Below are 23,369 nucleotides of genomic sequence, written 5' to 3'. Positions count from 1 at the left end.
TGATACTTGAGGTGAGTCTGATGGAGAAGGCATTCAAGGTCGACCTCGACAACCCGCAGGTTCAATACATCCTGCGCGCGTTGGAGGGCTTACAGTATGGGACGGTGCAGATCACCGTACACGATGCACAGATTACGCAGATCGAGCGCACGGAGAAGCACCGCTTCCCCTTGGAGAGCACGAAGTCCCCTGCGGTCAAACTGGCCGCCAAAAACTAAATCACCGAGCCGATCGGACCACCGAAGGCTCCCAATCCACCCCTGTTTGCACACTCGTTGTGAGCAGTGGGTGATTGGGAGTCTTTTTTTCGGAAAAAAATCGGTCGAATGGTGGCACATGGGACAGGTGTCCACAATATTCTGTACAACATCAGGATAAGAAATCCTAATTCCGCTCATAAGAAAATCTAATGAATAAGGAGGCTTGCTACCGATCATGATCGTCAAACATGTTTGGCTGAAGCGCACCGTCCAGAGCACGGTGTTGGTCTACTTCCTGCTGTTGATCGTCGTGCCGATCCTCGGCGTGTACGTCCAAGGGCTGTCTGAGGGCTGGACCAAGTTTGCCGACAGCGTCATCCAGCCGATCGCGTGGGATGCCGTCCTGCGAACGCTCCAGTTGGCGGTGATCGCCACGTTGATCAACACAGTTTTCGGGACCTTGATCGCATGGGTGCTCGTTCGCTACCGCTTTCCCGGTCGGCGCATCCTCAATTCGCTGGTCGATCTGCCGTTTGCCTTGCCAACTGCTGTCGGAGGGCTGATGATCCTGCTCCTGCTCGGCCCGCAGAGTTGGCTCGGCAGTTTCGCCAAGTCGCACAACATCGAGATCGTCTACCAGCAACCCGCCATCGTCATCGCGATGATCTTCGTCACGTTCCCTTTCGTCATCCGCACGATCCAACCGCTGCTCGAAGAACTCGACCCGGCGGAGGAGGAAGCGTCCTACACGCTCGGTGCCTCCCGTTCTGGAACGTTCTGGAAAGTGATCTTCCCGGCGATGCGTCCCGGTGTGATCGGTGGCGCGATGCTGGCATTCTCGCGAGCGCTTGCCGAGTTCGGCGCTGTCGTGCTCGTCGCGGGCAACATCCCTGGCAAAACGCTCGTCGCTTCGGTGCAAATCTACGGCAACGTCGAGAGCTACAACCCGACGGGCGCCGCTGCGGTCTCGGTGGTCTTGCTGACGCTTTCGTTCCTCGTGCTGTGGAGCGTCAACCTGCTGACGGCGAGGAGGGATGAGCGATGATCAGACGCGTTGGAATCACGATCACCTATCTGGTTTTCCTAGTGTTCCTGATCATCCCGCTCGGAAAAGTCTTCACCAGCGCGGTGTCGCTGGGCACTGCTGGTTTCTGGAACGCGCTGACCCGACCGGAAGCGCTCCATGCCTTCCTCGTCTCGGCGATCATCGTCGCGATCGTCACGGTGCTCAACACCTTGTTCGGCGTCTTGCTCGCGCTGTTGCTGGTGCGCGAGACGGCGATCTCCCGCCGCTTGCGTCACTTGCTGAACAGCATCGTCGACTTGCCGTTTGCCGTCTCGCCGATCATCGGTGGATTGATGATCCTGCTGTTGCTCGGGCCGCACACGGCACTCGGTACGTTTTTTGAAGCGCAAGGTGTGAAAATCGTCTTCGCCCTGCCCGGCATGGTGCTCGCGACCCTGTTCGTCACGTTCCCGCTGATGGTGCGCGAAGTGATGCCGGTGCTCCAAGAGGTCGGCACGCAACAGGAGGAAGCCGCCTATACGCTGGGAGCGAACGGGTGGCGGACGTTCTGGCGCGTCACGTGGCCGTCGATCCGCTGGGGCGTGCTCTACGGGGTCGTGTTGACAATCGCCCGCTCCATCGGGGAGTTCGGTGCGGTGCTCGTCGTCTCCGGCAACATCATCAACAAAACACAGACGGCAACCACGCTGGTCTACCAGCAGGTCGAGAACTTCAACTATGTCGCTGCGAATTCGATCGCCCTCGTGCTGGCGGCGCTCTCCATCGTGATCCTCTTGCTCCTCGAATGGGCGAAAAAACGGAAGGAAGTGTTCTGAGATGCAGATCGAAGTACGGAATCTCAAAAAAGACTTCGGGCAGTTCGCCGCGGTGCAAAACGTGAGCTTCGACATCGAGCCAGGCAAACTGATCGGTCTGCTCGGCCCTTCTGGCGGTGGCAAGACCACGATCCTGCGAATGCTGGCCGGGCTGGAAAAACCGACGTCTGGTGAGATCCTCTTTCATGGAAAAAACGTCAACCACCTCCCTCCGCAAGAGCGCGGGATCGGGTTTGTCTTTCAAAATTACGCGCTGTTCAAACACATGAACGTGTTCGACAACATCGCCTTTGGCTTGACGGTGCAAAAGAAAACCAAGCGCGAGATCCAAGAGCGCGTCTACGAGATGATCGAGTTGATCGGCTTGAAGGGTCTGGCAGAACGCTACCCGCACCAGCTCTCAGGCGGCCAACGCCAACGCGTCGCATTTGCCCGCGCCCTCGCACCGTCGCCCGAACTGTTGCTGCTCGACGAGCCGTTTGCCGCGATCGATGCCAAAGTGCGCAAGGAGCTGCGCACGTGGTTGCGCGAGATGATCTCCCGCGTCGGGGTCACCTCGATTTTTGTCACGCATGACCAAGAGGAAGCCGTGGAAGTCGCCGATGAGATCATGATCATCAACAGCGGTCGCTTGGAACAGAAAGGCACGCCGTGGCAGGTCTACAAGGAACCGCAAACGCCCTTCGTGGCGAGCTTCCTCGGCGAGTCGAACATCCTGCCCGACACGGCCTCGATCACGGGATTCGAAGCGGCGACCTTCCGCCTGCGGGACAAATCGCGCGCCAAAACAGCGAACATCTTGATCCGGCCGGAATCGATCGAAGTCGGTCGCGAGCACGAGATCTCCAACCCGGCGGCTGCAAGCATTGGACTGGTCAAAAGCGTCCAGTTCCGGGGCACGCTCTGGCAAGTGGAAGTCGAAGTCGGGCATCATCGCTTGCTCGCACACCGCACTTTGGAAAAAGAGACGCTCAAGCCCGGCGATGAAGTGGCGGTGCTGATCCACTCCTTGCACCTGTTCCATGAAGACGAGAGCTTGTTCCTCGAAAACGAAATCAAACGCGCCAGCTCGGCCGCGATCTAAAAGGAGACAGACAACGATGAAAAAATGGCTTGCTGGAGTTCTGATTGCTTCGATCACGGTGTTGCCCGCTTGCGGCAGCAACACAGAAACCGCCTCGACGACCACGACAGGGACGAAGGAGGAGCCCAAGGAAGTCACGCTCGTCCTCGGCGCGTACTCCGTCCCGCAGGAAGCGTTCAAAAAAATCCTCCCCGCCTTCCAAAAGCAATGGAAGGACAAAACGGGCCAGACGGTCAACTTCCAAGAATCCTACGAAGCATCCGGGACGCAAGCGCGTGCGATCGCAGGCGGTTTTGAAGCGGACGTGGCGGTGTTGTCGCTGGAGGCTGACATCGACACGATCCAAAAGGCTGGGCTGATCACGAACGACTGGAGAACCAAGCCACACAACGGGATGATCACCAATTCGGTCGTAGCCTTCGGTACACGGGAAGGCAATCCGAAGGGCATCCAAGATTGGGAAGACCTCGCCAAGCCGGGCATCGGCGTGCTCTACCCGAACCCGAAGACCTCGGGCGGCGCACAGTGGGACGTCAACGGCATCTACGGCGCAGGGTTGAAAATTTCGGAAGAAAAAGGAAAAAAAGACCCGGCGTATGCGGCTGACCTGCTCAAACGCATCCAGAAAAACGTCAAAGCCCTCGACAAGTCGGGCCGTGCGTCGATGACCACGTTTGAAAACGGCACAGGCGACGTCGTCGTCACCTACGAGAACGAATTGATCGGGCGGAATCTGGAAGGCCAGAAGTACAACATCATCGTGCCTAACTACACGATTCTGATCGAGAATCCAGCAGCGGTCGTCGACAAAAACGCCGACAAACACGGCGTGCGCCAAGTCGCCGACGCTTTCGTCGACTACCTCTGGACAGCAGATGCCCAACGCGCCTTCTCCGAAAAAGGCTTCCGTGCGGTCGACCCGGCGGTCGCCAAAGAGTTCGAAAAGCAATACAAGACCCCGGCGGGCCTCTACGACATCAAGTACCTCGGTGGCTGGACCCAAGTCCGCAAAGACCTCTACCAAGACGGCGCCCTCTGGGATCAAATCCTCGCCGGCAAGTAAGAGCAACATAAAGTCTAGCCAAAAAAAGACCCTGCCGACTGAGTCGGCAGGGTCTTTTTTACATATCCGTCGGTTGGAAGCAACAGACGCGGTTGCGTCCAGAGCGCTTGGCGAGGTAGAGACCCTCGTCTGCGAGATCGACGAGTTCATAGGCGGTCAGCGGAACCTCTGGCGTGGACTGTGAAAGTCCGAGGGAGACGGTGACTTGGATGTCCTGCCCGGAAGGCAGTTTGAAGCGATGGTGCTCAATCGTGGTGCGGATGCGGTTCGCCACGCGCAGGGCGTTGTGCTTGGAACAGGCGGGGAGGATGAGGGAAAACTCCTCGCCGCCGTTGCGGGAGACGACATCCATGCTGCGCGCGGTCAGGCTCAGCACATCGCTCAACTGCCGGAGCACCTCGTCACCCGCCGAATGTCCGTAGGTGTCGTTGACTTTTTTGAAATAGTCGATGTCGATCAACAGAAAGGCGAGTTCCTCGCCATGCTCTTGGTTTTTCTGCAACAACGTGTTGATCGCCGAATCGAAGGAACGCACGTTGTTGAGCCCGGTCAGAAAGTCCTTGCGCGCCGATTCGCGAACTTGCAAGAAGGCTTCGTGTGAACGATACAGATACCCGATCAACAGAAACGTGAACCACATCGCCACCGACACGACCAGCGCATACTGCAACAAAAACTTCATGTGTACATGCAGATCACCAGGAATGAACAGGATCGAGATTCCGACCGCCACGATGTTCACGAGCGACATAGCGGCCCAACGGCAGATGTGATTCTCCGTATAGCGCACGATCACGCCGCAGATGACAGCCGTGACGAACAGGTTGGACAGCGCGGCCACCGTCGCCGGGGTCCAGTCAAACAGCAGGGCTCGCCCCGCCCCGACAATCACGGCAGTTGTCAAAGCAGAAACCCAGCCGCCAGCCGCAGCGGCGATGAACACCGGCAAGATCCGCAGATCGAACACGGTGCCATCACCGACATGCAGGCTGTGCATCATCAGCAACCAGCCGAGCAACCCGAGCACCCCGCCGATCACGAAGCGCAGGGGGAGCGGGGAGTGTGGCGTGACCTTTCGATCCTTCAACAATTGGTGCAAGAAAAACAGACAAGCGACGAGGATGCATAGATTCACAAAAAATTTATCAAGCCACATACCTGCGGATGGCCTCCTACCTAGCGCAAGATCAATACCTATACATACTCTGAATCCCCGTAGGAATCCTGCCACCTCATTTAAAATAGTTGAGAATGGGTCTGGTAAGTTTTACAATTCAGACTCAATGCGATATTCTGAATCCATAAACTAGTTAAAGTGAGGGATTGTTGGATGGAAATGAAGGGCGGAATTATCAAAGGTGAACACTTCACAGCAGCACATGCAGGTCCGTGGGAGGGCATGATGGATTATGTGTTCTCGCCACTCCCGCAGTTTACGTTCCCAGGCAAGCTGTTTCTCAACGAAGCGATGGGTCTCAACGGCATGGAAGTGTCGCTGGGTGTGTTGAAGCCAGGTTCTGGAACGCCGTACACACACGCTCATGGCGAGAACGAGGAGCTGTACCTGTTCGTCAAGGGCACAGGCCAGTTCTACGTGGATGGACAAGTGATCGACGTCAGCGAAGGCAGCTCGGTTCGCGTCGCACCGCAAGGCGAACGCGCTTGGCGCAACAACTCCACAGAAGACCTGTACTACATCGTCGTCCAAGCGAAGGCTGGCAGTCTGGAGAAGAAAACTTCAGAGGATGGCAAGATCGTCACTCCGCACTTCCAGTGGCCCGAATAAAAGAACCTGAAACCTTTTCATGCCTCCTGCGTAGTAAGAGATAACAAACCTACAGGGGGGATCTCCAAGATGTTCGGTAAATTTATCAAAAAAGTCCTGCATGAGATGACCGCTCACAAATACAGTTCCAGTCATCACAAGCATCACAAATACAAAAAGTACAGCTCCAGCGATTACAAACACCATGCCCCGCAACACCCGAACAACCACGGTCACCACGGCCATTCGAACTACGGCCACGGTCACTACAAGAAAAAGCACTCCAGCTTCTCGTTCTTCTCCAGTTGATCGCAATCGATCGGAAAAAAGGGAATCCGCCAACGCGGGTTCCCTTTTTTTGCTGGGCGAACGATAGGATCGACTCACTCCGCCGCGCGGATGGCTTCATCCAAGGCAGTCGCCAGTTCGGCGGCGTTGGCGAAGTGTGGGGACTGTAGCTGGAGCATCCGCTTGAGCAAGGTCTTGGTGGCGGGGTGGAGGTTCAATTCCTCCTCCCAACTGCGCTCCTCCTCGCCGGAGGATTCAAACGTTGTGTACAGCAGGAACAACAAGAAGTGACCCATCGAATAAAAATCACTGCGGAACTCGACCTCGCGCTTGATCTGCTTTTCTACCACATAGTCGCGCAAGTCTTCTGCCACCTGTGTGGGGCGGTCGCCAAGGCGGCGGGCGAGGCCGAAGTCGATCAGTTTGAGCTGCCCATCCTGCAGGATCACGTTCGGGATGCGCACATCGCGATGCACGACGCGCTGGTCATGCACATACGCGACGATCTCCAGCAAGTCGCGGATCAACTGCAACGCCTGACGCTCCGAATAGCGCAGATCGGTTTCGAACAGCGCATCCTCCAGATTCGTGCCTTGCATGTATTCCATCGCGAAAAACCAATGCCCGCGCTGGCTGAACTTCTGATACAGACGGGGGATCGCCGGATGCTGGAGTTGCTGGAGAATCGACGTCTCGTATTCAAAAATCGGGAAGCCTTTCTGTCCGCGCCGCTTGCTCGGTCGGACTTGCTTGACCACACAGGGCTGTCCCGTTTGCTGGTCACGACAGAGGTAGGAGATGCCGTAGCTCCCCATGCCCAGACACCGCTCCACCACATAGCGTTTGCCTAGCACTTTCCCCGCTCGATAGGGACGGTCGAGCAGTTGGGTGTAGATCAGGTCGATCCAATACCGTATCGAATACCAGATGCGCTTCGAGGAAGTTGGAATCGCCATATCAATTGTCGTTGAACCGATCTAGTTTGTTGATTTCGTTGATAAAATGGTTGTTAAAAATCTGTTTCGCTACGAGCAACAAGTCGATGAGCATCGGATCTCGCAACGAGTAAATGACGCGATTGCCATCCTTCGTCCCCACCACGATATTTTTGGCGCGCAAGATGCTTAACTGTTGCGACATGGCTGACCCCTCACTTCCGATGAGGGACTGCAGTTCATTGACATTTTTGTCCCCTCCGGCGAGCAATTCGAGGATGCGAATTCGTACTGGATGTGCTAATGCTTTGAAGAAGTCGGCTTTGAATTGTTGAATTTCTAAGTCCATACGTTTCCCCTTTCAACGGGAACTACTTTGGAAGCGGCTCGATCTGATCAGAGCTTCCGATCGGTCGCTGCGAAGACCTTGCCGATCGCACGGGCTTCTATCCTGCGAGGCGGCTATTTTTTCGATTGATAGAGGCTTTTGATGGCATTGTATCGTTTGAAATCCTTCATGAGGCGAGCAAGCCGTTTGTTGAGGGCATCAAAATGGTCGTCACCATTCATTTTGAAGTCGTATTCGAGCGTGATCATCCGAAACAGGAGGTCGTTTCGTTTGATCGTCGAGCTGTACTGCTCGTTTTTCTTGGATACCTCTTGAAGATCCTGGCTGAAGGCGGCGGTTAGGATCTTCAAATTGCGTTTGTCGATCCACTTCTCAATAGGAAATTCAGAGGGAGTAAAATCTTGGCGGAAATCAATGCCAGGGACCTGTTTCCAGAACGAATACCAGTCTGCAAGAATCCCCAGTTCATGGAAGATAAACAGCAAGTAGCCACATAACCAAGACGTGCAACTGGTGTTTCGACGTTGACAACCAACACCGGGTGTTAAATGTCGGCACCCAGCACAGCATGAACCCCCGGTTGAGATACAAACCGTACAAATGGCACCGGTTCCTGCATCGTCTAGATACTCAAGCCCCCATTTGATCACGTCTGCTCGGGTTGTGTGCAAGGAGGAACCTCCAATTTTTAGTTGTATGTTTGATTATTTGAAGATATGAATATGATACGTTGGGCTTGTAGCTAAGTCAAACGGCGAGAGGCGTTTTTCTGGAGTTGGCGCAGGCGTTTGTGATACGATATCGGGTAGAAGCAAAGGGGGAACACGTCATGGGCATCAAGTATGAGGAATTTCCAAAGGAGATGTTGGCGCAATTTCGCGCTGATATGATGGTGTTGCCGTATGAGCAATATCTGACTTGGTCAGCGACGGAGCGCCAGCAGGTGAACACGCTGATCGCGGCCGACTTCGAAGCGATCATGACCCCGGACGAACGGTTGGATCTGCGCGAGGCGTACCTGTCGACGATCAAGGACGGGGAGCGTCAACGCATGATGTACGAGCACTACCAAGAGGCGTTGAAAAAGCGCCAAGGACAAGTTCATTAAGAGATCGATGAAAAAGAGAAACAGCACCCTACGTGGGTGCTGTTTCTCTTTTGGGGAGGGGACTTGTAGACTTGTAGGTAGAAATCAGGTGGTATAGCGGTTGTACGGGTACACCTGAGCGTGCGGTTCTTCGCGGTATTCGTTGCGGTTGTTTTTCAGATCGTTCTCGATCTGCTGGCCGATCTCATCTGCGCTCATCTGACCTTGGGAACCTTGGTTCATGGAGCCTTGACCCATTGAGGATTGACCCATTCCGCCTTGGTTCATGGAGCCTTGGCCCATTGTGGATTGACCCATGCCGCCTTGGTTCATCGAGCCTTGGCCCATTGAGGATTGACCCATGCGACCTTGGTTCATGGAACCTTGACCCATGCCGCCTTGGCTGGAGGAGCCTTGCTTCATCGAGGCGCTGGGGAACATGGAGGTTTGGTTGAGACTGGCTTGCATGCTGGGGCTACCTTGAGAGCCCTGTGAGCCTTGATTTCCTTGGTTGCTTTGGCCCATGGAGGTGGAGGAACTTCCGCCGGAACCTTGACTTTGCTTTTGTTGTTGACCGGATTGCGAGAAGATTTGTTGCGCTTGTTGTTGCATCGTGGAACCGCTCAACACCGGTTGCATCATCGCTGATTGTGAGACCCCAGTGGTGCCACTCTGCCCACCAGCACCTTGGTAGTTGCTGCTCTGCGAGCCGCCCTGCGAACTGCTGCTGCTCTGTGACCCGCCACCTTGTGACCCGCTGGACATCGACCCACCTTGACTGCTCGACGCCTGCATCGACCCACCTTGGTTCGTATCGGTCGCAGCGGTCATCGTCGAATCCAGTTGGTTGCTCGCATCGGTCGACGACGTCATCCGGCGGAGGTGTGTCGTATCCGTGGCAATCGGGCCTTCTGGAGCTTGCTGTTGACGTTGCGACTGTTGTTGTCTCTGTTGCTGTTGCTGCTGCTGTTGCCCGCCTTGTACACTCTGAGCGCCCTGTGACGGCTGTCCGTTTGAACTCACCTGCGTGGAGATGTTGCGCAGATGTTGGTTCATCTCCTCACAAACGCGCGTCAAATTATACAACATCTGCACGGACGCCTGCTCACTGCCCGCCAGTTGGTAGAATGCGGGGTTCTGTTGGCTCATCCCTTGTAACTGTTGAAAACGTCCCATATTCGATTGCGTCAAGTGCTGTGCGATCTGTTGCAACTCCATCACTTCTTGTTGCATCGCTTGTACCTGACCCGCCATACGCGTAATGCTCTGTTGCATCGTGGCTCTGCCTCCTCACGGATCTCGTAAAAATCTTCCTACCCTATCCTGTCCCGCAACTTGGAACAAATATGCATCCAGTTTTCATAAAACCTCCCAGATTCGGGCATCGTAAGAAAAGGAACGTACACTGTCCCGTACCTGAGGAGGAATCAGCTATGCAACAACAGATGCAACAACTTGAATCCGAACTCTCCCGTCTGCAGGTGGAACTACGCCAAGTACGCCAGATGATCGGCTCGCTGATCCGCCACGAGCAGGAGACCACCCGCCTGATGTCCCATCAATTGAACCAGGGCTCCAACGCATTCCCGCAACAGATGTACTTCGACCACAACCAAGAGCAGGCCCAACTCCGCCAGATCCAAAGTCTGGCCAACACGATGTACCAACAACTTGGTCAAGCCGTACCGTCCTACCAACCCAACCAACACCACCCGCAAAAAGGCACCGGAATGAACCCGATGAACAACGATCCGATGCAACACCAGTACTAGCCTGCCATCGTGCAGGCTGTTTTTACTTGACCAGCTCGACGCTCTGATATATATTGGAATTTAGACTTTTACACCGCGTTTGGAGGTCCCTACATATGACGACGAAACCATCCAAAGAACTTCATCCTGTCCCGAATCCGCACCCGGACCGTGACTACGAAGTCGAAATTCGTTGCCCGGAATTCACCGCGCTCTGCCCGGTAACCGGCCAACCGGATTTCGCCACCATCATCGTGCGTTACGTCCCAGGGCCGAAACTCATCGAGCTGAAGTCCCTGAAACTGTACCTCTGGACGTTCCGTGAGGAAGGCCACTTCCACGAGGATGTCACCAACATGATCCTCAATGATCTCATCGAAGCACTGGATCCGCGCTGGATGGAAGTCGAAGGCGACTTCAACGTGCGCGGCGGCATCTACACCAAAGTCAGAGCCGAGCACAACCCGGAATTCCGCAAAACCCGCGGCTAATCCCGATTGGAAAAAGAGCCAGCCTCCGCGCTGGCTCTTTTTTATGGCCGTATGACCCGTCGAACGTGTGGTGGCAGAGTTCGGGAAGTTGTTTGAAGAGATCCGCAAGCGGGTCTTTTGCTATTGTTCACAAGGTTTGGATAATTAGTATATATGTTGACTAACGAAAGGCACTCCTCTATCATTTGATGCACAAGAGATTCGTAGGAGGAGAGTTGCTGGATGAACAAAAAGTGGTTTGGCACAGCGATGGCCGCTGTGATGATGGGCACGATCCTGACCGGTTGTGGCAGCGATTCCGCAGCTGGCAGCGCTGACAACAGCGCACAAGAACTGCACCTGACGATGGGGGATGACCTGCCGTCCGCAGACGTGGCAAAAGCGACCGACCAGTATTCCTTTAATATCCTGTCCAACACGATGGAAGGCCTCGTGCGCCTCGACAAGGACGGCAAAGCAGTGCCGGGCATCGCGACCGACTGGGAGATTTCCCAAGACGGCAAGACCTACACCTTCCACCTGCGCGACGCGAAGTGGAGCAACGGTGATGCGGTCACCGCCCAAGACTTCGTGTACTCCTGGAAGCGCACGCTGGACCCGAAAACAGCTTCGCAATATGCGTTCCTGCTGCAAACGGTCAAAGGCGCCAAGGAATTCAGTGCGGGCCAAGGCGCGGACTCCGAAGTCGGCATCAAGGCGTTGAACGACAAGACCATTGAAGTCACCCTGAACAACCCGACCCCGTACTTCCTGAACCAGATGGCGTTCCCGACGTTCTTCCCGCTCGACCAGAAATTTGTCGAGTCCAAGGGCAAAGACTTCGGAACCTCTGTGGAAACATCGCTGTCCAACGGCCCGTTCAAGCTGACCGACTGGCAGCATGATACCTCTGTCAACATCGAGAAAAACGCGGACTATTGGGATGCTGCAACCGTCAAGCTCCAGAAAGTCACGTTCAACGTCGTCAAGGATTCCAGCGCGATGGCGAACATGTACGAAGCAGGGGAGATCGACCGCTTCGGCCTCGTGCGCGACCTCGTCGACCAATACAAGGACAAAACGGATGAATACTCCGTCGAGTCTGAACTGACCAACGGCTACCTGATCTTCAACCCAGAAGTCAAAGGATTAGAAAACAGCAAGATCCGCACAGCGCTCACCTATGCGGTTGACAAAGACATGTACGCGGACATCATCTACCACAATGGCACCAAGGCGGCGACCGGCTTCGTACCGGACGGAACCTCCGACTCCAACGGCGGCCAATTCCGCAAGCTGGCAGGCGATACCCTGACCAAGCACACCGACGCAGAAGCCAAGTCACAGCTCGACGAAGGTCTCCAGGAAGTGGGCATGCAAGCTGCTGACTTAAAGCTGAAACTGCTCGTCGACGACACCGATCTCGCGAAAAAAGCGGCGGAGTTCCTCAAGGAACAATGGCGTACCAAGCTCGGCGTCGATGTTGCGATCGAAAACGTCCCCTTCAAACTGCGTCTTGAAAAGGAACGCAAGATGGACTACGCGATCTCGATAACGCTGTGGGGTGCGGACTACAACGACCCGATGACCTTCCTCGACATGTTCGTCAGCAAAAACGAGTTCAACAAAGTCAACTACAGCAACCTCGAATACGACAAGTTGATCTCCGCGGCGAAGATCTCTTCCGACACCAAGCAGCGCGCACAACTGCTCGTCGAAGCAGAGAAACTGCTCATGAAGGACATGGCGGTAGGCCCGGTGTTCTTCCGTGGCAAAGCGTTCGCGACCAAGCCCTACGTCAAGGACCTCATCTCCTTCCCGTTCGGCGTTGATTACGAGCTCAAGCACACCTACATCGACGGCAAGTAAGTGGAAAAAGGCCAGGTTGCGCGTACCCGCGCAGCCTGGCTTTTATCGTATTGTGAAGATTTTCTATGCGAATTGTCGTCAGCGGGAGATAAATGGTGTAGAGGGCAACGAATGGCGAATCCAGCCATTTTTTCGTCGTTTAAATAGTCTGAATGTTTGCGCTATAATAAACACAAGAAATCCCCCCGGTTCAAACCGAATGGTGGGGAGAGGGGAGGCAGAAACCACCGAATATGTCCGATTGTAGCGTTCTTAGTGACTGTCAGTTGATCACCGAGAGAGAGGAGCGCAGAGCAGAGATCAATCGCATCACCTTCTAGCCTGCAAACAGAGGGAGCGTGAGAGACGAGTCGAAACCTGCTGGGTCGGACGGATCTGTGGCTACAGGTCTATGATACGATTACGAGAGTGAAAAAGGTACCCAATCGCTGAGCGAAGGGTACCTTTTTTGCGTTGTGTGTTGCTTTAGAGGAATTTCAGGTAGCTGAGCAGGTTGTACAGCATGTCCACGCTCTCCGCGCGCGACGCTGGACGTTGGGCTTCGAGGCGACCCGAGTTTGGCAGGATGCCCGTCTGGATCGCCAGAGCGACGTCCTCACGCGCCCAGCCGGATATCTCGCTGGCATCGGAGATCTGTCCGAGCACGCGGGTGGTGTCGACGTATGGGCGTGTTTGCACGTAGGTCAGGCTGCGAGCGAGCAAGGCGGCCATCTGTTCGCGAGTGATCGAATCATCGGGAGCGAACTGGCTCGGCGAATACCCTGCGATCAAGCCGAGGCTCGATCCGATGTTGACGTAGTCGGTGAACCACGAGCCGTTCGGGACATCGTAGAATCGCGAGCTGCCTTGCTTGTCAGAGAGGCCGAGCGCTCGAACCATCAGCGTCGAGAACTCCGCGCGGGTAATCGGCCCGAACGGGTCAAACTTGCTCGGAGTCTTGCCGCTGACAACCGCTTTGGCGGCGAGGAAGTGGATCTTGTCCTCCATCGAGGTCCACCCGGTGTCGTCAAATTGCTTGCGGTTTTCCACCGGCACGTAGAGCCCGGTGCCGGTGCGGGTGACGACGATCTTGCCGTGACCAACCGCATCGCGGAACAGCATCGACGGCGTCGGGACGAGGCGACCGGTCTGCGGCTGTTTGAACTGTGCGCTCTGCACAGCACCATCGGTCAACGTCGTGCCCGTCAGATCGATCGAGCAACGCACGAAACGGTCGTTGAAATCGGTGACTGGCACTTTTTGACCGTTGTAGAAAGCGCTCAAGCCGAATTCGACCGGCAAGAGCGAGGGTAGCGGCCCGGTTCCTAGTGCTTGATACTCCTTGGAGAGCGCGTTGGAGATGTCGGAGGCGACGCGCTTGATCGAGATGATCAGCGCACCGTCGCTTTTCGACTTCACGTTGTCGAGCAGGGAACTGTGTACAGCATCGAGCGGGAGGTCAAACGCACCGACCTTGGTCGCCACGAGCAGGTGGGCGCTGTTCCCGAAGCTCGTCGCCATCTGGCGGATCACGCTCCCCGGCACGGTGACGGTGTTGACCAGCGTGTCGGTCGGGACGGAGATCGTCAAATAGGTAGTGCCCGCCGTCGCGGAAGTGATCTGGTTGCTCGCCTTCCATTGATCGACGCTGGCATTGACAGATGCACCTTCGAGGTAGCTGGACGCGGTGCTGTAGGAGAGGCCGGTGGTGCTGTCATAGACAACCGCTTGCTTGGCACCGTTGTTCAATTCGCCAGTGAAGCGGTACGGGCCATCCTCGACGGGCAGGATGGCGCCGCCGTGGTTGAGGCCAGAGGAATAGGTGAACGGTCTTTTTTCCACGTCGCCTTGGATGTGGACTTCGGCGAGGTAGGTGCCGTCTGGGGCGTTCGTGGGCATCGTCCAGAGGAACTGGTAGCGACCGTCCTTGTCGGTGGTGAGTTGGTCGGCATGGTAGATGTGCCCCGTGTTGTCTGTGACGGTGAGAAAAACGGGCGTGCCGCCAAGCGGCAGACCGTTTTGCGTGTAGTAGCCGGTCGCGGTCACCCCCGAGCCTTTTTTGACGAGGCCGAGGGTGGTGTCCGCGTGGGCGGCGGTGCTCCAGGGGATGCCGGAGAGCAGGAGTCCCGCGGTCAGGCATCCGGTGAGAGCGATCCGTTTCAAGTTCATCGCGAGTCCTCCTTGCTTACAGGTTGAGGTCGGTGCTGTAGACCGCCGGGTCGGCGAGCGGGGTCAACGTGTTGGCGTCGACGATGAACGCTTGCACAGAGATCGATTGTGTTGGGCCGATCGCGTAGGAGGTGTTGGCACCGCCGAAATCGACTTTGATTTTCTTGGTCTCATTGCCGGTGAAGGAGAGGGTCGTCTCCTGTTCCTCGACAAACTGGCCGTTGCGGCGAATCAGCAGGATGACTTTGGCGTTGCGCGGGTTGGCGTCCATGTTCGAGACGTTCCATTCCCCGTGGTAGGCACCGTTGCGCATGCCTGGCAGATTCAAGAATCCGACTTGGCTTTTGAACGGGTAGACGGTGAATTGCATCGGAACGGTGGAACTGCCGTTGGTCAGCACTGTCACTTTGTGTACGCCCGGTTGGAGACCAGCAGGCATCTGGAAGGTCAGCGACTTGCTGTCATACGAGGACGGCGTGATCGCGGTGCCGTTGTCGACCTGAATCTTCGACGTGTTTGTGAAGCCATCGCCGTTCAGCGTCATCAGGAATGAGCTGTAGCCGAGGTTGACCGATTGCGTGTTCAGCGAGGTGACTTCTGGCGCCGGTGCGTTCGTCTGCACGGTGACCGTCGTCGTCAGGTCGCCATCCTCATTGGAGCGAATCTTCAGCGTGTACGTGCCCGGTGCCAAATTGCGGGACAGGCGGACATCGAAACGGTTGTTGCTGTACATCGCGGTCTGCTTGATCGCGTCCCCGATGCCGTTGCCGTTGCTGTCGTAGAGCGTCACGTCGACGGTGCCGTAGGAGCCGAAGCGGGTGTTGCGCCCGATCAGCGAGATCCATTGTGTGTCGGTGGCGGTGCCACGTTGCATGTGCGACGGAGAGGCTGCGACCGAGGCGTCGCGCGGGGTGTAGCCTGGCCCGCCGCCGTTCGCGCCGGCGTCGAGGATGAAGCTTGGGCTGCCGATCTCGTTGCGCAGCGTGGTGATGCGGACTTTGTAGGCTTGCGTGCCGGAGAGGCCGCCGAGCACGAGGAAGCCAGTGCCCGGTTGGACGATCTGCGGCTCGCTCCACGTCGATTTGTTGGTCGGCATCACTTCGACCGCGATCCCGGTCGGAATGGTCGTGCTCGGATCGGACCATGTGACGGTCAGTCGATTTGCGCCCGGTGTGACACGCGGGTTGACGACATTGGAGATCGGTTGCATCGAGATGCCAGTGGTCCCCAGATAGATGCCGCTCGACTTTTTGCCAGCAGTGGTCGTGGTGATCAGACGCACCGAGTAGGCGGAGTTTGGCTCCAAGCCAGTGAAGGTGGCTTCGTTCAGACCTTTTCCGACTGTGCGCTCCTGCGAGTAGGCAGATTCGCTGGTTTTCTTGATCGAGATCGTCGTGCTGGCATAGTCGGCATTGGTCGGTTCTTGGAAGCGAACGGTCAGTTGGTTGGAGTTCGGGATTGCGATGGCGTTGCGGACTTCGCTGGTCGATTGTCCTGTGCCAGTGCCGATCAGGTAACCGTTGCCGTTGTTGTTCAAGGCGATCCCGGCCGATTCGTTGCCGTAGTTATCAACCGTGGTGATGCGCAACGTGTACGACGCACCTGGAACCAGATCGCGGATCGTCGTACCGCTGTTGCCACGGGTGACGGCGACCGGGTTGATCGGGTCGTTGGAGTTGACTTTTTTGACATAGAGATTGACGAAATTGAAGTCGGTATCGCTCGGTTCGGTGTAGGAGACGACCAGCGTATTCAGGTTGACGGTCGCGGAAGCACCTGTGACCTCATGCGGGGCATAGCGGTCGCCGCCGATGACGTTGAAGCCGTACCCGCTGTTGTCGTACACGACACCTGTGGATTCCTGGTTGCTGCGGTTCGCATCCACGACGACGAGTTTGAAGAAATAGTCCTTCGTGGAGGTGAGCCCAGTCGCGAGATAGCGCTGGTTGCGCTTGTCGACTTTGCCGAGCAGTCGCCAGGACGGATATTGGGAACGCTCGGCGACATAGATCTGCACGTGCGTGCCGTTCGTCGTCGCCGCATCCCACGTGATCTCGAGGTTGCTGCCGTCGTTGGCGAGCACTTTCACGTTGCCGACGTCTGTCGGCAGGTTGTTGCCAGTGCCGGAGACGTAGTAGCCAGCACCGCTGTTGTTGAAGGATTGCAACGACTGCATCAGTCCGAAGGTGTCTTGCAGGCGCATGTCGAGCTTGTAGAGACCGCGCGGCATGTCGCGCAGGCTGGCCGTCTTGGTGCCGCGGTTGGAGAGGTCGGTCAACTTGAAGTCCTTCGGGTCGGACGAGTTGATCGGAGCGTAGTACATCTTGAAGCGGTTGAAATCGATGCTGCTGACCGCGTCAGACTTCCACGTCATCTGCAGACCGCCGCTGACCTCTTGCTTGACCTCAAGGTTGGTGAGATCGGTCAAGTCGTTGATGGTAGCAGTGCGGAACGGACCGAAGGTCGCACCCGACGTTTCATTGCCGAGTTGGTCGACCGTTGTGGTTTTCAACTGGTAGTCGATGCCCGGTGCGAGACCGTTCAATTGGAAACTTTGCAGACCTTTGTCGGCATGTCCGGCTGGGACCCAGTCGGTGGACATCGGACTTTTCAGATAAAAATTGACGTGGTGAAAGTCTGTCGTCTGCGGGTCATACCATGTGATGTAGGCACTGGTATCGGAGGCGACAGAAACGTTTAGCGACGTCACATCAGCCGGAACATCAGTATCCCACGTGTAGCCGTAGCCGTTGTGGGTATCGATCTGGTAATTCCAGTTGCCGTTCACGTCGAGCTTCGTGAAGCGGAAGTCATAGCGCTTGGCGATGTTCATCGGGGCGAGTGTGGCCGTTTGGATGCCTTTGGCGACCACGAACCCTTCCGACCAGTTGCTGGTGTTGTGCTCGGCATATTGAACGGTGATCAAGTTCAAGTCCGAAACCGGCGGTGTATCCGCGTTGGTCGGATCGCTCCAGGTCAGGCGGAATCCGTTCGGGACGGCGGAGACGACCAAATTCGTGAGGTCGCTCGGCGGTGTGGTGTCGACGGCGAGGTAGCCGGAGCCCCCGTTGTTCAAGACCGCTCCCGTCGTGCGGGTACCGTCGTTCTTGGTGGCATAGATCATGAACTTGTAGGCTTTTTTGTTCGCTAAGTTTTTGAACGTTGTCGTTCCTACCCCGCGCGGTAGATGAACAGGGTTCGAGTAAGAATTTTGATCGGCAAGACTATACTGAATGACAATGTCTTTGATATCGAGAGCGCTTGGATCGCTCCAATCGACGCGGATATCGGCATTCGCACCGGGTGTGACGGTGACGTTCGTCGGGTCATAGCTGGTCAGGACGTTGAGGTTGACGGTCGTCTGCGAGTACGAGACAACGAGCAGCGTGTAGCGTCCAGCCGCGAGCCCTGGATTCAAGGTGAACGTCAGGTGTGTGCTATCGACCACCCTCACGCCTTGCACCGCATACGTGTCACGATTGTTCGAATCGAACAGGTAGAGGCGCGCATCGGTTTTGAACTTAAACGCATCGCCTCCAGTTAGCGTGACGGCGGCTGGTGGATACCCGATCACGAAATCGCTTTTTGACAAGCTGACGTAATCGGCCGCTGCGGCGCGTTCCGGAAGTGCGGGGAACAAAGCGATGAGCAGGGTGAAGACGGTCAGCAGGGCGATCGCGAGACGCGATGTGCGACGGTGCTGAGCCAACACGATTCCCTCCTTTGTGAAATTAATTTTCTAAATACCTTCTATGTAATTCGGCGGGAGCGAGGTTGAATCCTGTCGTTTGTTGGGATTTTTGGTCGGGTTTTTCTGGAAAGGAGGGATCTTGATGAGGAAACGAGTGCTGTTGGTACCGTGGAGTCTTCCGCAGGAGGGGGAGCCACCGATGGGCGCCTATGCGCGGCAGATTCCGCGCTACTTGAGTTTGCGGCTGGAAGCGCTGGAGGCGGTGGAAGCCGTTTTTGCCCCCTTCTGTTTGGAAGGGGAGGACGGCCCGCAGTTGATCGTCTCTGGGCAGACGCAAACGGCAGAGGAATTGTGCGAGATCGGGGCGCAGTATGAAGCGGACTATGTGATCGGCGGGCATCTGGTCGTCATGGAGACGGACGCGGAGATCGGGTTGCAATTTGTGGAGGTGGTCAGCGGTCAGGAAACGGCACGCACGATCATCGGATCGCTGCAACACTGTCGGGAGCTGTTCACACAACTGCTGTCCAACGTGTTGGAGGAGGTCCTGCCGACGGCGCAAGGGGTGCATCTGACCTGTGACGATCTCTCGCCACGCTGGGAAGCGACGGCACCATTTCTCGCGGCGCTAGACCGACAGCTCGCCGCTGAGATTGGGGAAGCGGTCACACCGGAGGAAGTGTTCGAAGGTTTTTTTGCCGCGATCGTCCGAGATCCGACATGGGAGGAAGGGGCGGAGCAGTTGATTGGCACCGCGCTCGACTACGGGTTGCAAGCGCCACCTGTAGCGGCTGTTGGCATCCATGTGTTGGAGCGGCTGGTGCAGGAGCGTCCGCAGATGCACAAGGCGTGGGAAGCGCTCGGCTATCTCTACCACGCCGATGGGCGGCCAGCAGATGTGATCCGCGTGATGGAGCAGGCCTTCACGCTCGCCCCGCAGGCCTTCAACTCGCACCATCGCCTGAGTGCTGCCTATCGTCAGTCGCAGCGCTTCGCTGAAGCGGAGGCGTTGCTGCGCGTCGGGTTGACGCTGGAAGCGGACAACATTCCGCTGCTGAACGAACTCGGTGTCGTGCTCGGGGAGTGTGAACGCCATGAGGAGTCGGCCGCTTGCTTCCGTCGCTTGGTCGAACTGTCACCGATCTCAGGAGCGTTTCACGCGAACCTCGGCATCACTTTGCAACGGGTAGGACGGCATGGTGAGGCGGAGGAAGCGTTTGTCAACGGCATGCGAGCGCTTGATCCGCATTGGAACGTCTACGTGAACTATGCCGAGCTGTTGGAGGAGCAAGCCAGATATCTGGAATGGGTGCAGGTGCTGTTCGAAGGAATTCGCGCCCTCGACGAGCAGCCAGAGGAGCGCATCGACCTCGCCACACGGCTCGTCGACGGCGTGCACAAGTGGACGGGCGATGATTCGCCGCCACCAGAGGTGCAAGCCAAAGGCCTCAGTTGGTTGGTCGGCTTGTTGGAAAGCCTCGTGGAAATGCTTCCTGAGCACCAGAGTTCCTGGGTGGTGCTCTCCGAACTGTACCGCCTCGACGGGCGGGCTCGGCAAGCGCTGGAGTGTTTGTTGCGCGTCGAAGCCAGCGATCCTGACAACATCTGGCTGAAGATCCACATCAATTCAATCAAAGCCAGCTTGCCGTAAAAAAGGAACCGTCCGCGCTTGCGGATCGGTTCCTTTTTCTGACCTTCTCTGACCTTAACGAGGCAAGTGGATGTAAAAGGTCGTGCCCTTGCCCGGTTCAGTTGCGACTTGCAGGGTGCCGTTGTGCTCCTCGATGATTTTTTTGCTGATGGACAGACCGAGACCTGTGCCGGTGTTTTTGGTTGTGTAAAACGGGTTGAAGATGCGGGCGAGATGGTCGGGTGTGATCCCTGGGCCTGTGTCTTGCACGTGTAGGCAGACACCCTCCGCCGTCTCTTCCAAGATCAGCGTCAACAAGCCACCACCCTCGCACATCGCTTCCATCGCGTTGCGGGCGAGATTGATCAAGACTTGCTTCAAGCGGTTCGCGTTGGCGGTCAACAAGGGATCGAAACCGGGCAAGCGCAGTTCGATCTCGATGCCTTTGAGATTGGCCTCGCTCTGCAACAAGGTGTAGGTATTATGTAGAAGCGTTGCAATCCGCACTTCCTCCATCGCGTCGTTGCCCATCCGGGAAAAGTTCAAGTATTCGGTGATGATGTCGTTGATGCGCTTCAGATCTTCCTCCATGACGTTCAAGTACATCGAATGCGTGTGCGCGGGGTCGATCTCGCGGGCCATCAGTTGCAGGAAACCCTGCACGCTGGTCATCGGGTTGCGCACTTCATGCGCGATCGAGGCCGCCATCTGGGAGACGGTCTCCAGTTGATCGTTGCGCCGCATGGTCTCTTGCAACTCGACTTCGGGCGAGCGGTCTTCGTACAGCAAGAGCATGCCCATCAGTGTCGAGGTGACATCTCGCAGCGGGGTTGCGGTGACTTGCACGTGCCGTCTGCCACCGCCGTTGGGAAGCGAAACGTCATACTGCGCGAATTGCGTCTCCCCGTTCTCCAGCGCCATCTGGGCGAGGCGGTAGGAGAGTCCATCATCGGCGGGGACGATCTGTCGGATCGATTGCCCGACCCACTGGGCGGGCTCCAGCCCAAACATCTCGTTGAGCGCGTCGTTGGCGTACGTGATCTCAAAGTCGAGATCGGTGACGACGACCCCGTGATGCAGCGAGTTCAGCACGAACGAATGTTGGTGTTGCAAAGTGCGCAGTTGGTGGGATGGCGAGATGTCTTCAATAAACAGGATGAAGCCAGCAGGGTCTACTTGAGGTGTGCCCGTCAGCGGAAACCCGGTCACGAGCACGGGCAACCGCGCTCCGTCCGCTTGACGCAAGTAGCCGAAGCAACGCTCCAGCGCCCCTTGGCCCTGAGAGATCATGTGCAGCCAATCGTCTTGCCCTTCGTCTTGGAGAAAAAGCGAGCGAAACGCATCGCTTTGCTTGCTGTACAACTCCTGCGCTTCCCGACCGGCCATCTGCACGACGACTGGATTCGCGTAGACGATTGAATGATTGCGCCCGAGAAACAACACGCCGAACGGAGCGTGTTGAAAACACCTGCGCATCGTGTTGCGTTGGACATCAAGCGACTGCAACAAGTGATACACGGAGGAAGGGAGGCGACTCGGTTCGCCGTTGGCACCCTCGTTCATCAGCGGTGTGATCAATTGCACCAGCGCATCCGGGTCTAACGATTGCGTCTTGCGTCGCAACATGATCGAGGATAGCGAGAGCGTGCTCAGCACAAAAAGTGCGGTGAATCCCCAATCTGTGAGCGTTTCCCACTGGAAGGCAGACTCCCCACGCATGAGGTGGAGAAACTCCTTGGTGTCCAGCACCAGGGAAATCGTACCGGTCACGAGCAGCAATAACCAGCAGACCCGCAACCAGCCACTGGTAGAATACAAGATATCCCCTCCCAAAATCTGTCGGTATCGGAACCACATTTTTTTGGTCTCATTCTTATTTTTATATGTATTATTATTTACAATGTTTTAAGCGTAGTCAAGAGAAAGACGCGACATAGGTCGCGCCTGAGTAGGGAATTATGTGTGCTGGCGGCGTTTGCTGAGTTCGGCTACCACTTTTTGTTGGTCGTTTTCAAGGTCGCGCAGGTCGCGGTTGATCTGGTCCATTTTCTGCAAAAGGCTTTGGCGGCGGGATTGCAGATGGAAATCGAGATCCTCGAGCTCTTCATGTTTCAGTTGGTCTACATTGCGTTTGCTGAGATACGCACTGCTCAATTGGGTCATCGCAGAGACCTCCTCTCGATAGAGTGTTCGAGAGAGTGCTCGGGAAACTGTCCATCGAAGTCAGAAATGTATACAAATGTTGATTGTAGTGTAATGTGAATATAGTTTATAATATAGGGAGAGTAATAGAACAGCACGTTTCGAAAATAATTTGCGAAAAAGTGAAACCGAATCCAGTCCAACTACGTCTAAATAGTCAATGTAACAGAGAGGTAGCTACATAATGGAAGGTTCGAGCAAGTAAACGGGGGTGTTATTGCAATGATGATCGAAGTCAATGGTCTGCAATTCGAGACGGGTTTCAACGCAGTGTTGGGTCCGCGTGGCGCGGGGAAGACGAGGTTGTTGAAGCAACTCATCGAGTCGGACGCAGCACATGCGTCGGGCGAAGTGTGCTACGTCACACAGGAGTTGGAGGCATTTGAGACATATACAGTACTGGATACTCTCTTGGAGACAGGTGTTACGCCGGACCTCGCGTTGGGGGCGATGCGCCAGATGCGTTTGTCCGCCTACGCCCAGTCCCACATCCACAGACTGCCGAAGTTGGCGAAAGTACAGACGTTGATCGCGCGCGCGCTCCTGCACGATCCGAAATTGCTGGTGCTCGACGAAGTGCTCGATGGGTTGAGCGATTCGGAGCGTCTGGTGCTCGGCCATAGCTTGCTGGAGGTCGCGGCTGACCGCGTCGTCGTGGTTGCCGATGCTCCCGACAACGCGATCGAAGGATTGCTCGACAAAGTCTGCCTGCTACACCCGGAGAAACCTAGCGTGATGGTGACGACCGACACCGCCTATGAGTGGGTAGAGGGCAAAGTCTTCGAATATCTCGCGGAGGCACTGCCTGCCGAAGGAGATCGTCTCGTGCTGCAACTCAAGCAGGACGAAACGCATGTCTGCGTGCGTGAGATCGCCGCACAGGTCCCGGCTGGCGAAGTTAGCCATGTGTCGCCGACGTTGCGTGATGCGTATGTCTGGTGGGCGAAGCAACAATAGATACAACCTTCAACAGAAGTTTCAATAAAAAAGTCTCC

21 protein-coding genes and 1 pseudogene are annotated in these 23,369 nt (G+C 56.3%); 13 read left to right on the top strand and 9 right to left on the bottom strand.

What is annotated here, in order from left to right; translation table 11 throughout:
- The first annotated feature begins 20 nt into the window (after positions 1 to 20).
- The 5 genes from C7459_RS14585 (at position 21) to C7459_RS14565 (ending at position 4,189) form a co-directional block, all read left to right on the top strand.
- Entirely contained in the window at positions 21 to 218 is a 198-nt protein-coding gene (locus tag C7459_RS14585) for a YezD family protein (protein WP_109690038.1), read from the top strand.
- A gap of 217 nt (positions 219 to 435) precedes the next feature.
- Positions 436 to 1,245 (top strand): sulfate ABC transporter permease subunit CysT, encoded by an 810-nt coding sequence (gene cysT, locus C7459_RS14580; RefSeq protein ID WP_109690037.1) that lies wholly within the window; start codon positions 436 to 438, stop codon positions 1,243 to 1,245.
- On the top strand, positions 1,245 to 2,042 hold the full coding sequence (locus C7459_RS14575) for a sulfate ABC transporter permease subunit (protein ID WP_109690079.1): 798 nt from the start codon (positions 1,245 to 1,247) through the stop codon (positions 2,040 to 2,042). The genes cysT and C7459_RS14575 overlap by 1 nt, the downstream gene beginning before the upstream one ends.
- Before the next feature lies 1 nt (position 2,043).
- Positions 2,044 to 3,126: a sulfate/molybdate ABC transporter ATP-binding protein gene (locus C7459_RS14570; protein WP_109690036.1), complete on the top strand. Its 1,083-nt coding sequence runs from the start codon at positions 2,044 to 2,046 to the stop codon at positions 3,124 to 3,126.
- A gap of 16 nt (positions 3,127 to 3,142) precedes the next feature.
- Positions 3,143 to 4,189 (top strand): sulfate ABC transporter substrate-binding protein, encoded by a 1,047-nt coding sequence (locus C7459_RS14565; protein WP_109690035.1) that lies wholly within the window; start codon positions 3,143 to 3,145, stop codon positions 4,187 to 4,189.
- A gap of 58 nt (positions 4,190 to 4,247) precedes the next feature.
- Here C7459_RS14565 and C7459_RS14560 read toward each other — a convergent pair whose 3' ends face one another.
- Positions 4,248 to 5,345 (bottom strand): GGDEF domain-containing protein, encoded by a 1,098-nt coding sequence (locus tag C7459_RS14560; RefSeq protein WP_109690034.1) that lies wholly within the window; start codon positions 5,343 to 5,345, stop codon positions 4,248 to 4,250.
- 174 nt (positions 5,346 to 5,519) lie between these two features.
- On the opposite strand from C7459_RS14560, the gene C7459_RS14555 reads away from it, so the two are divergent.
- Both C7459_RS14555 and C7459_RS14550 read left to right on the top strand, forming a co-directional pair.
- Positions 5,520 to 5,975, top strand: coding sequence for a cupin domain-containing protein (locus C7459_RS14555; protein ID WP_109690033.1), 456 nt, complete (start codon positions 5,520 to 5,522; stop codon positions 5,973 to 5,975).
- Between the two features lie 69 nt (positions 5,976 to 6,044).
- Positions 6,045 to 6,263 carry a hypothetical protein gene (locus C7459_RS14550; RefSeq protein WP_170119479.1) on the top strand — a complete coding sequence of 73 codons (219 nt, stop codon included), beginning with the start codon at positions 6,045 to 6,047 and terminating at the stop codon, positions 6,261 to 6,263.
- Between the two features lie 74 nt (positions 6,264 to 6,337).
- Here the strand turns inward: C7459_RS14550 and C7459_RS14545 are convergent, their stop codons facing one another.
- The 3 genes from C7459_RS14545 to C7459_RS14535 form a co-directional block, all read right to left on the bottom strand.
- A complete protein-coding gene (locus tag C7459_RS14545; RefSeq protein WP_109690032.1) occupies positions 6,338 to 7,198 on the bottom strand; it encodes a serine/threonine protein kinase in 861 nt (286 codons plus the stop codon).
- A gap of 1 nt (position 7,199) precedes the next feature.
- On the bottom strand, positions 7,200 to 7,526 hold the full coding sequence (locus C7459_RS14540; RefSeq protein WP_109690031.1) for an ArsR/SmtB family transcription factor: 327 nt from the start codon (positions 7,524 to 7,526) through the stop codon (positions 7,200 to 7,202).
- Between the two features lie 113 nt (positions 7,527 to 7,639).
- Positions 7,640 to 8,197, bottom strand: a complete 558-nt coding sequence (locus tag C7459_RS14535) for a hypothetical protein (protein WP_146201010.1) — start codon at positions 8,195 to 8,197, stop codon at positions 7,640 to 7,642.
- A 158-nt stretch (positions 8,198 to 8,355) separates the two neighbouring features.
- Between C7459_RS14535 and C7459_RS14530 the strand changes: the two genes are divergently transcribed.
- Positions 8,356 to 8,634: a hypothetical protein gene (locus C7459_RS14530; RefSeq protein WP_109690029.1), complete on the top strand. Its 279-nt coding sequence runs from the start codon at positions 8,356 to 8,358 to the stop codon at positions 8,632 to 8,634.
- Positions 8,635 to 8,718: 84 nt separating this feature from the next.
- Here C7459_RS14530 and C7459_RS14525 read toward each other — a convergent pair whose 3' ends face one another.
- Positions 8,719 to 9,888: a hypothetical protein gene (locus tag C7459_RS14525; RefSeq protein WP_109690028.1), complete on the bottom strand. Its 1,170-nt coding sequence runs from the start codon at positions 9,886 to 9,888 to the stop codon at positions 8,719 to 8,721.
- A gap of 158 nt (positions 9,889 to 10,046) precedes the next feature.
- Here C7459_RS14525 and C7459_RS14520 point away from each other — a divergent pair, with 158 nt between their 5' ends.
- From C7459_RS14520 to C7459_RS14510, 3 genes and pseudogenes are all read left to right on the top strand, one after another.
- On the top strand, positions 10,047 to 10,385 hold the full coding sequence (locus C7459_RS14520; RefSeq protein WP_109690027.1) for a hypothetical protein: 339 nt from the start codon (positions 10,047 to 10,049) through the stop codon (positions 10,383 to 10,385).
- Between the two features lie 95 nt (positions 10,386 to 10,480).
- Positions 10,481 to 10,819, top strand: a pseudogene (gene queF, locus C7459_RS14515) (preQ(1) synthase); the annotation flags it as partial.
- Positions 10,820 to 11,077: 258 nt separating this feature from the next.
- Positions 11,078 to 12,703 (top strand): peptide ABC transporter substrate-binding protein, encoded by a 1,626-nt coding sequence (locus C7459_RS14510; protein ID WP_109690025.1) that lies wholly within the window; start codon positions 11,078 to 11,080, stop codon positions 12,701 to 12,703.
- Between the two features lie 465 nt (positions 12,704 to 13,168).
- Here the strand turns inward: C7459_RS14510 and C7459_RS14505 are convergent, their stop codons facing one another.
- Both C7459_RS14505 and C7459_RS14500 read right to left on the bottom strand, forming a co-directional pair.
- Positions 13,169 to 14,851, bottom strand: a complete 1,683-nt coding sequence (locus C7459_RS14505; protein WP_109690024.1) for an S-layer homology domain-containing protein — start codon at positions 14,849 to 14,851, stop codon at positions 13,169 to 13,171.
- Between the two features lie 16 nt (positions 14,852 to 14,867).
- A complete protein-coding gene (locus C7459_RS14500; RefSeq protein ID WP_146201009.1) occupies positions 14,868 to 18,560 on the bottom strand; it encodes a fibronectin type III domain-containing protein in 3,693 nt (1,230 codons plus the stop codon).
- 124 nt (positions 18,561 to 18,684) lie between these two features.
- Here C7459_RS14500 and C7459_RS14495 point away from each other — a divergent pair, with 124 nt between their 5' ends.
- Positions 18,685 to 20,193, top strand: a complete 1,509-nt coding sequence (locus tag C7459_RS14495) for a tetratricopeptide repeat protein (RefSeq protein WP_109690022.1) — start codon at positions 18,685 to 18,687, stop codon at positions 20,191 to 20,193.
- 54 nt (positions 20,194 to 20,247) lie between these two features.
- On the opposite strand, the gene C7459_RS14490 is transcribed toward C7459_RS14495, so the two are convergent.
- On the bottom strand, positions 20,248 to 21,990 hold the full coding sequence (locus C7459_RS14490) for a PAS domain-containing sensor histidine kinase (protein WP_170119478.1): 1,743 nt from the start codon (positions 21,988 to 21,990) through the stop codon (positions 20,248 to 20,250).
- A gap of 138 nt (positions 21,991 to 22,128) precedes the next feature.
- The gene (locus C7459_RS14485; protein ID WP_109690020.1) at positions 22,129 to 22,335 is read right to left on the bottom strand and encodes a hypothetical protein; all 207 of its coding nucleotides are present in this window, start codon (positions 22,333 to 22,335) and stop codon (positions 22,129 to 22,131) included.
- A 261-nt stretch (positions 22,336 to 22,596) separates the two neighbouring features.
- Between C7459_RS14485 and C7459_RS14480 the strand changes: the two genes are divergently transcribed.
- Positions 22,597 to 23,331 carry an ATP-binding cassette domain-containing protein gene (locus C7459_RS14480; RefSeq protein WP_109690019.1) on the top strand — a complete coding sequence of 245 codons (735 nt, stop codon included), beginning with the start codon at positions 22,597 to 22,599 and terminating at the stop codon, positions 23,329 to 23,331.
- Positions 23,332 to 23,369 lie beyond the last annotated feature (38 nt).

It is taken from the genome of Tumebacillus permanentifrigoris (assembly GCF_003148565.1).
Classification (GTDB): Bacteria; Bacillota; Bacilli; order Tumebacillales; family Tumebacillaceae; genus Tumebacillus; species Tumebacillus permanentifrigoris.
This window is presented reverse-complemented; position numbering and strand designations above follow the sequence as displayed.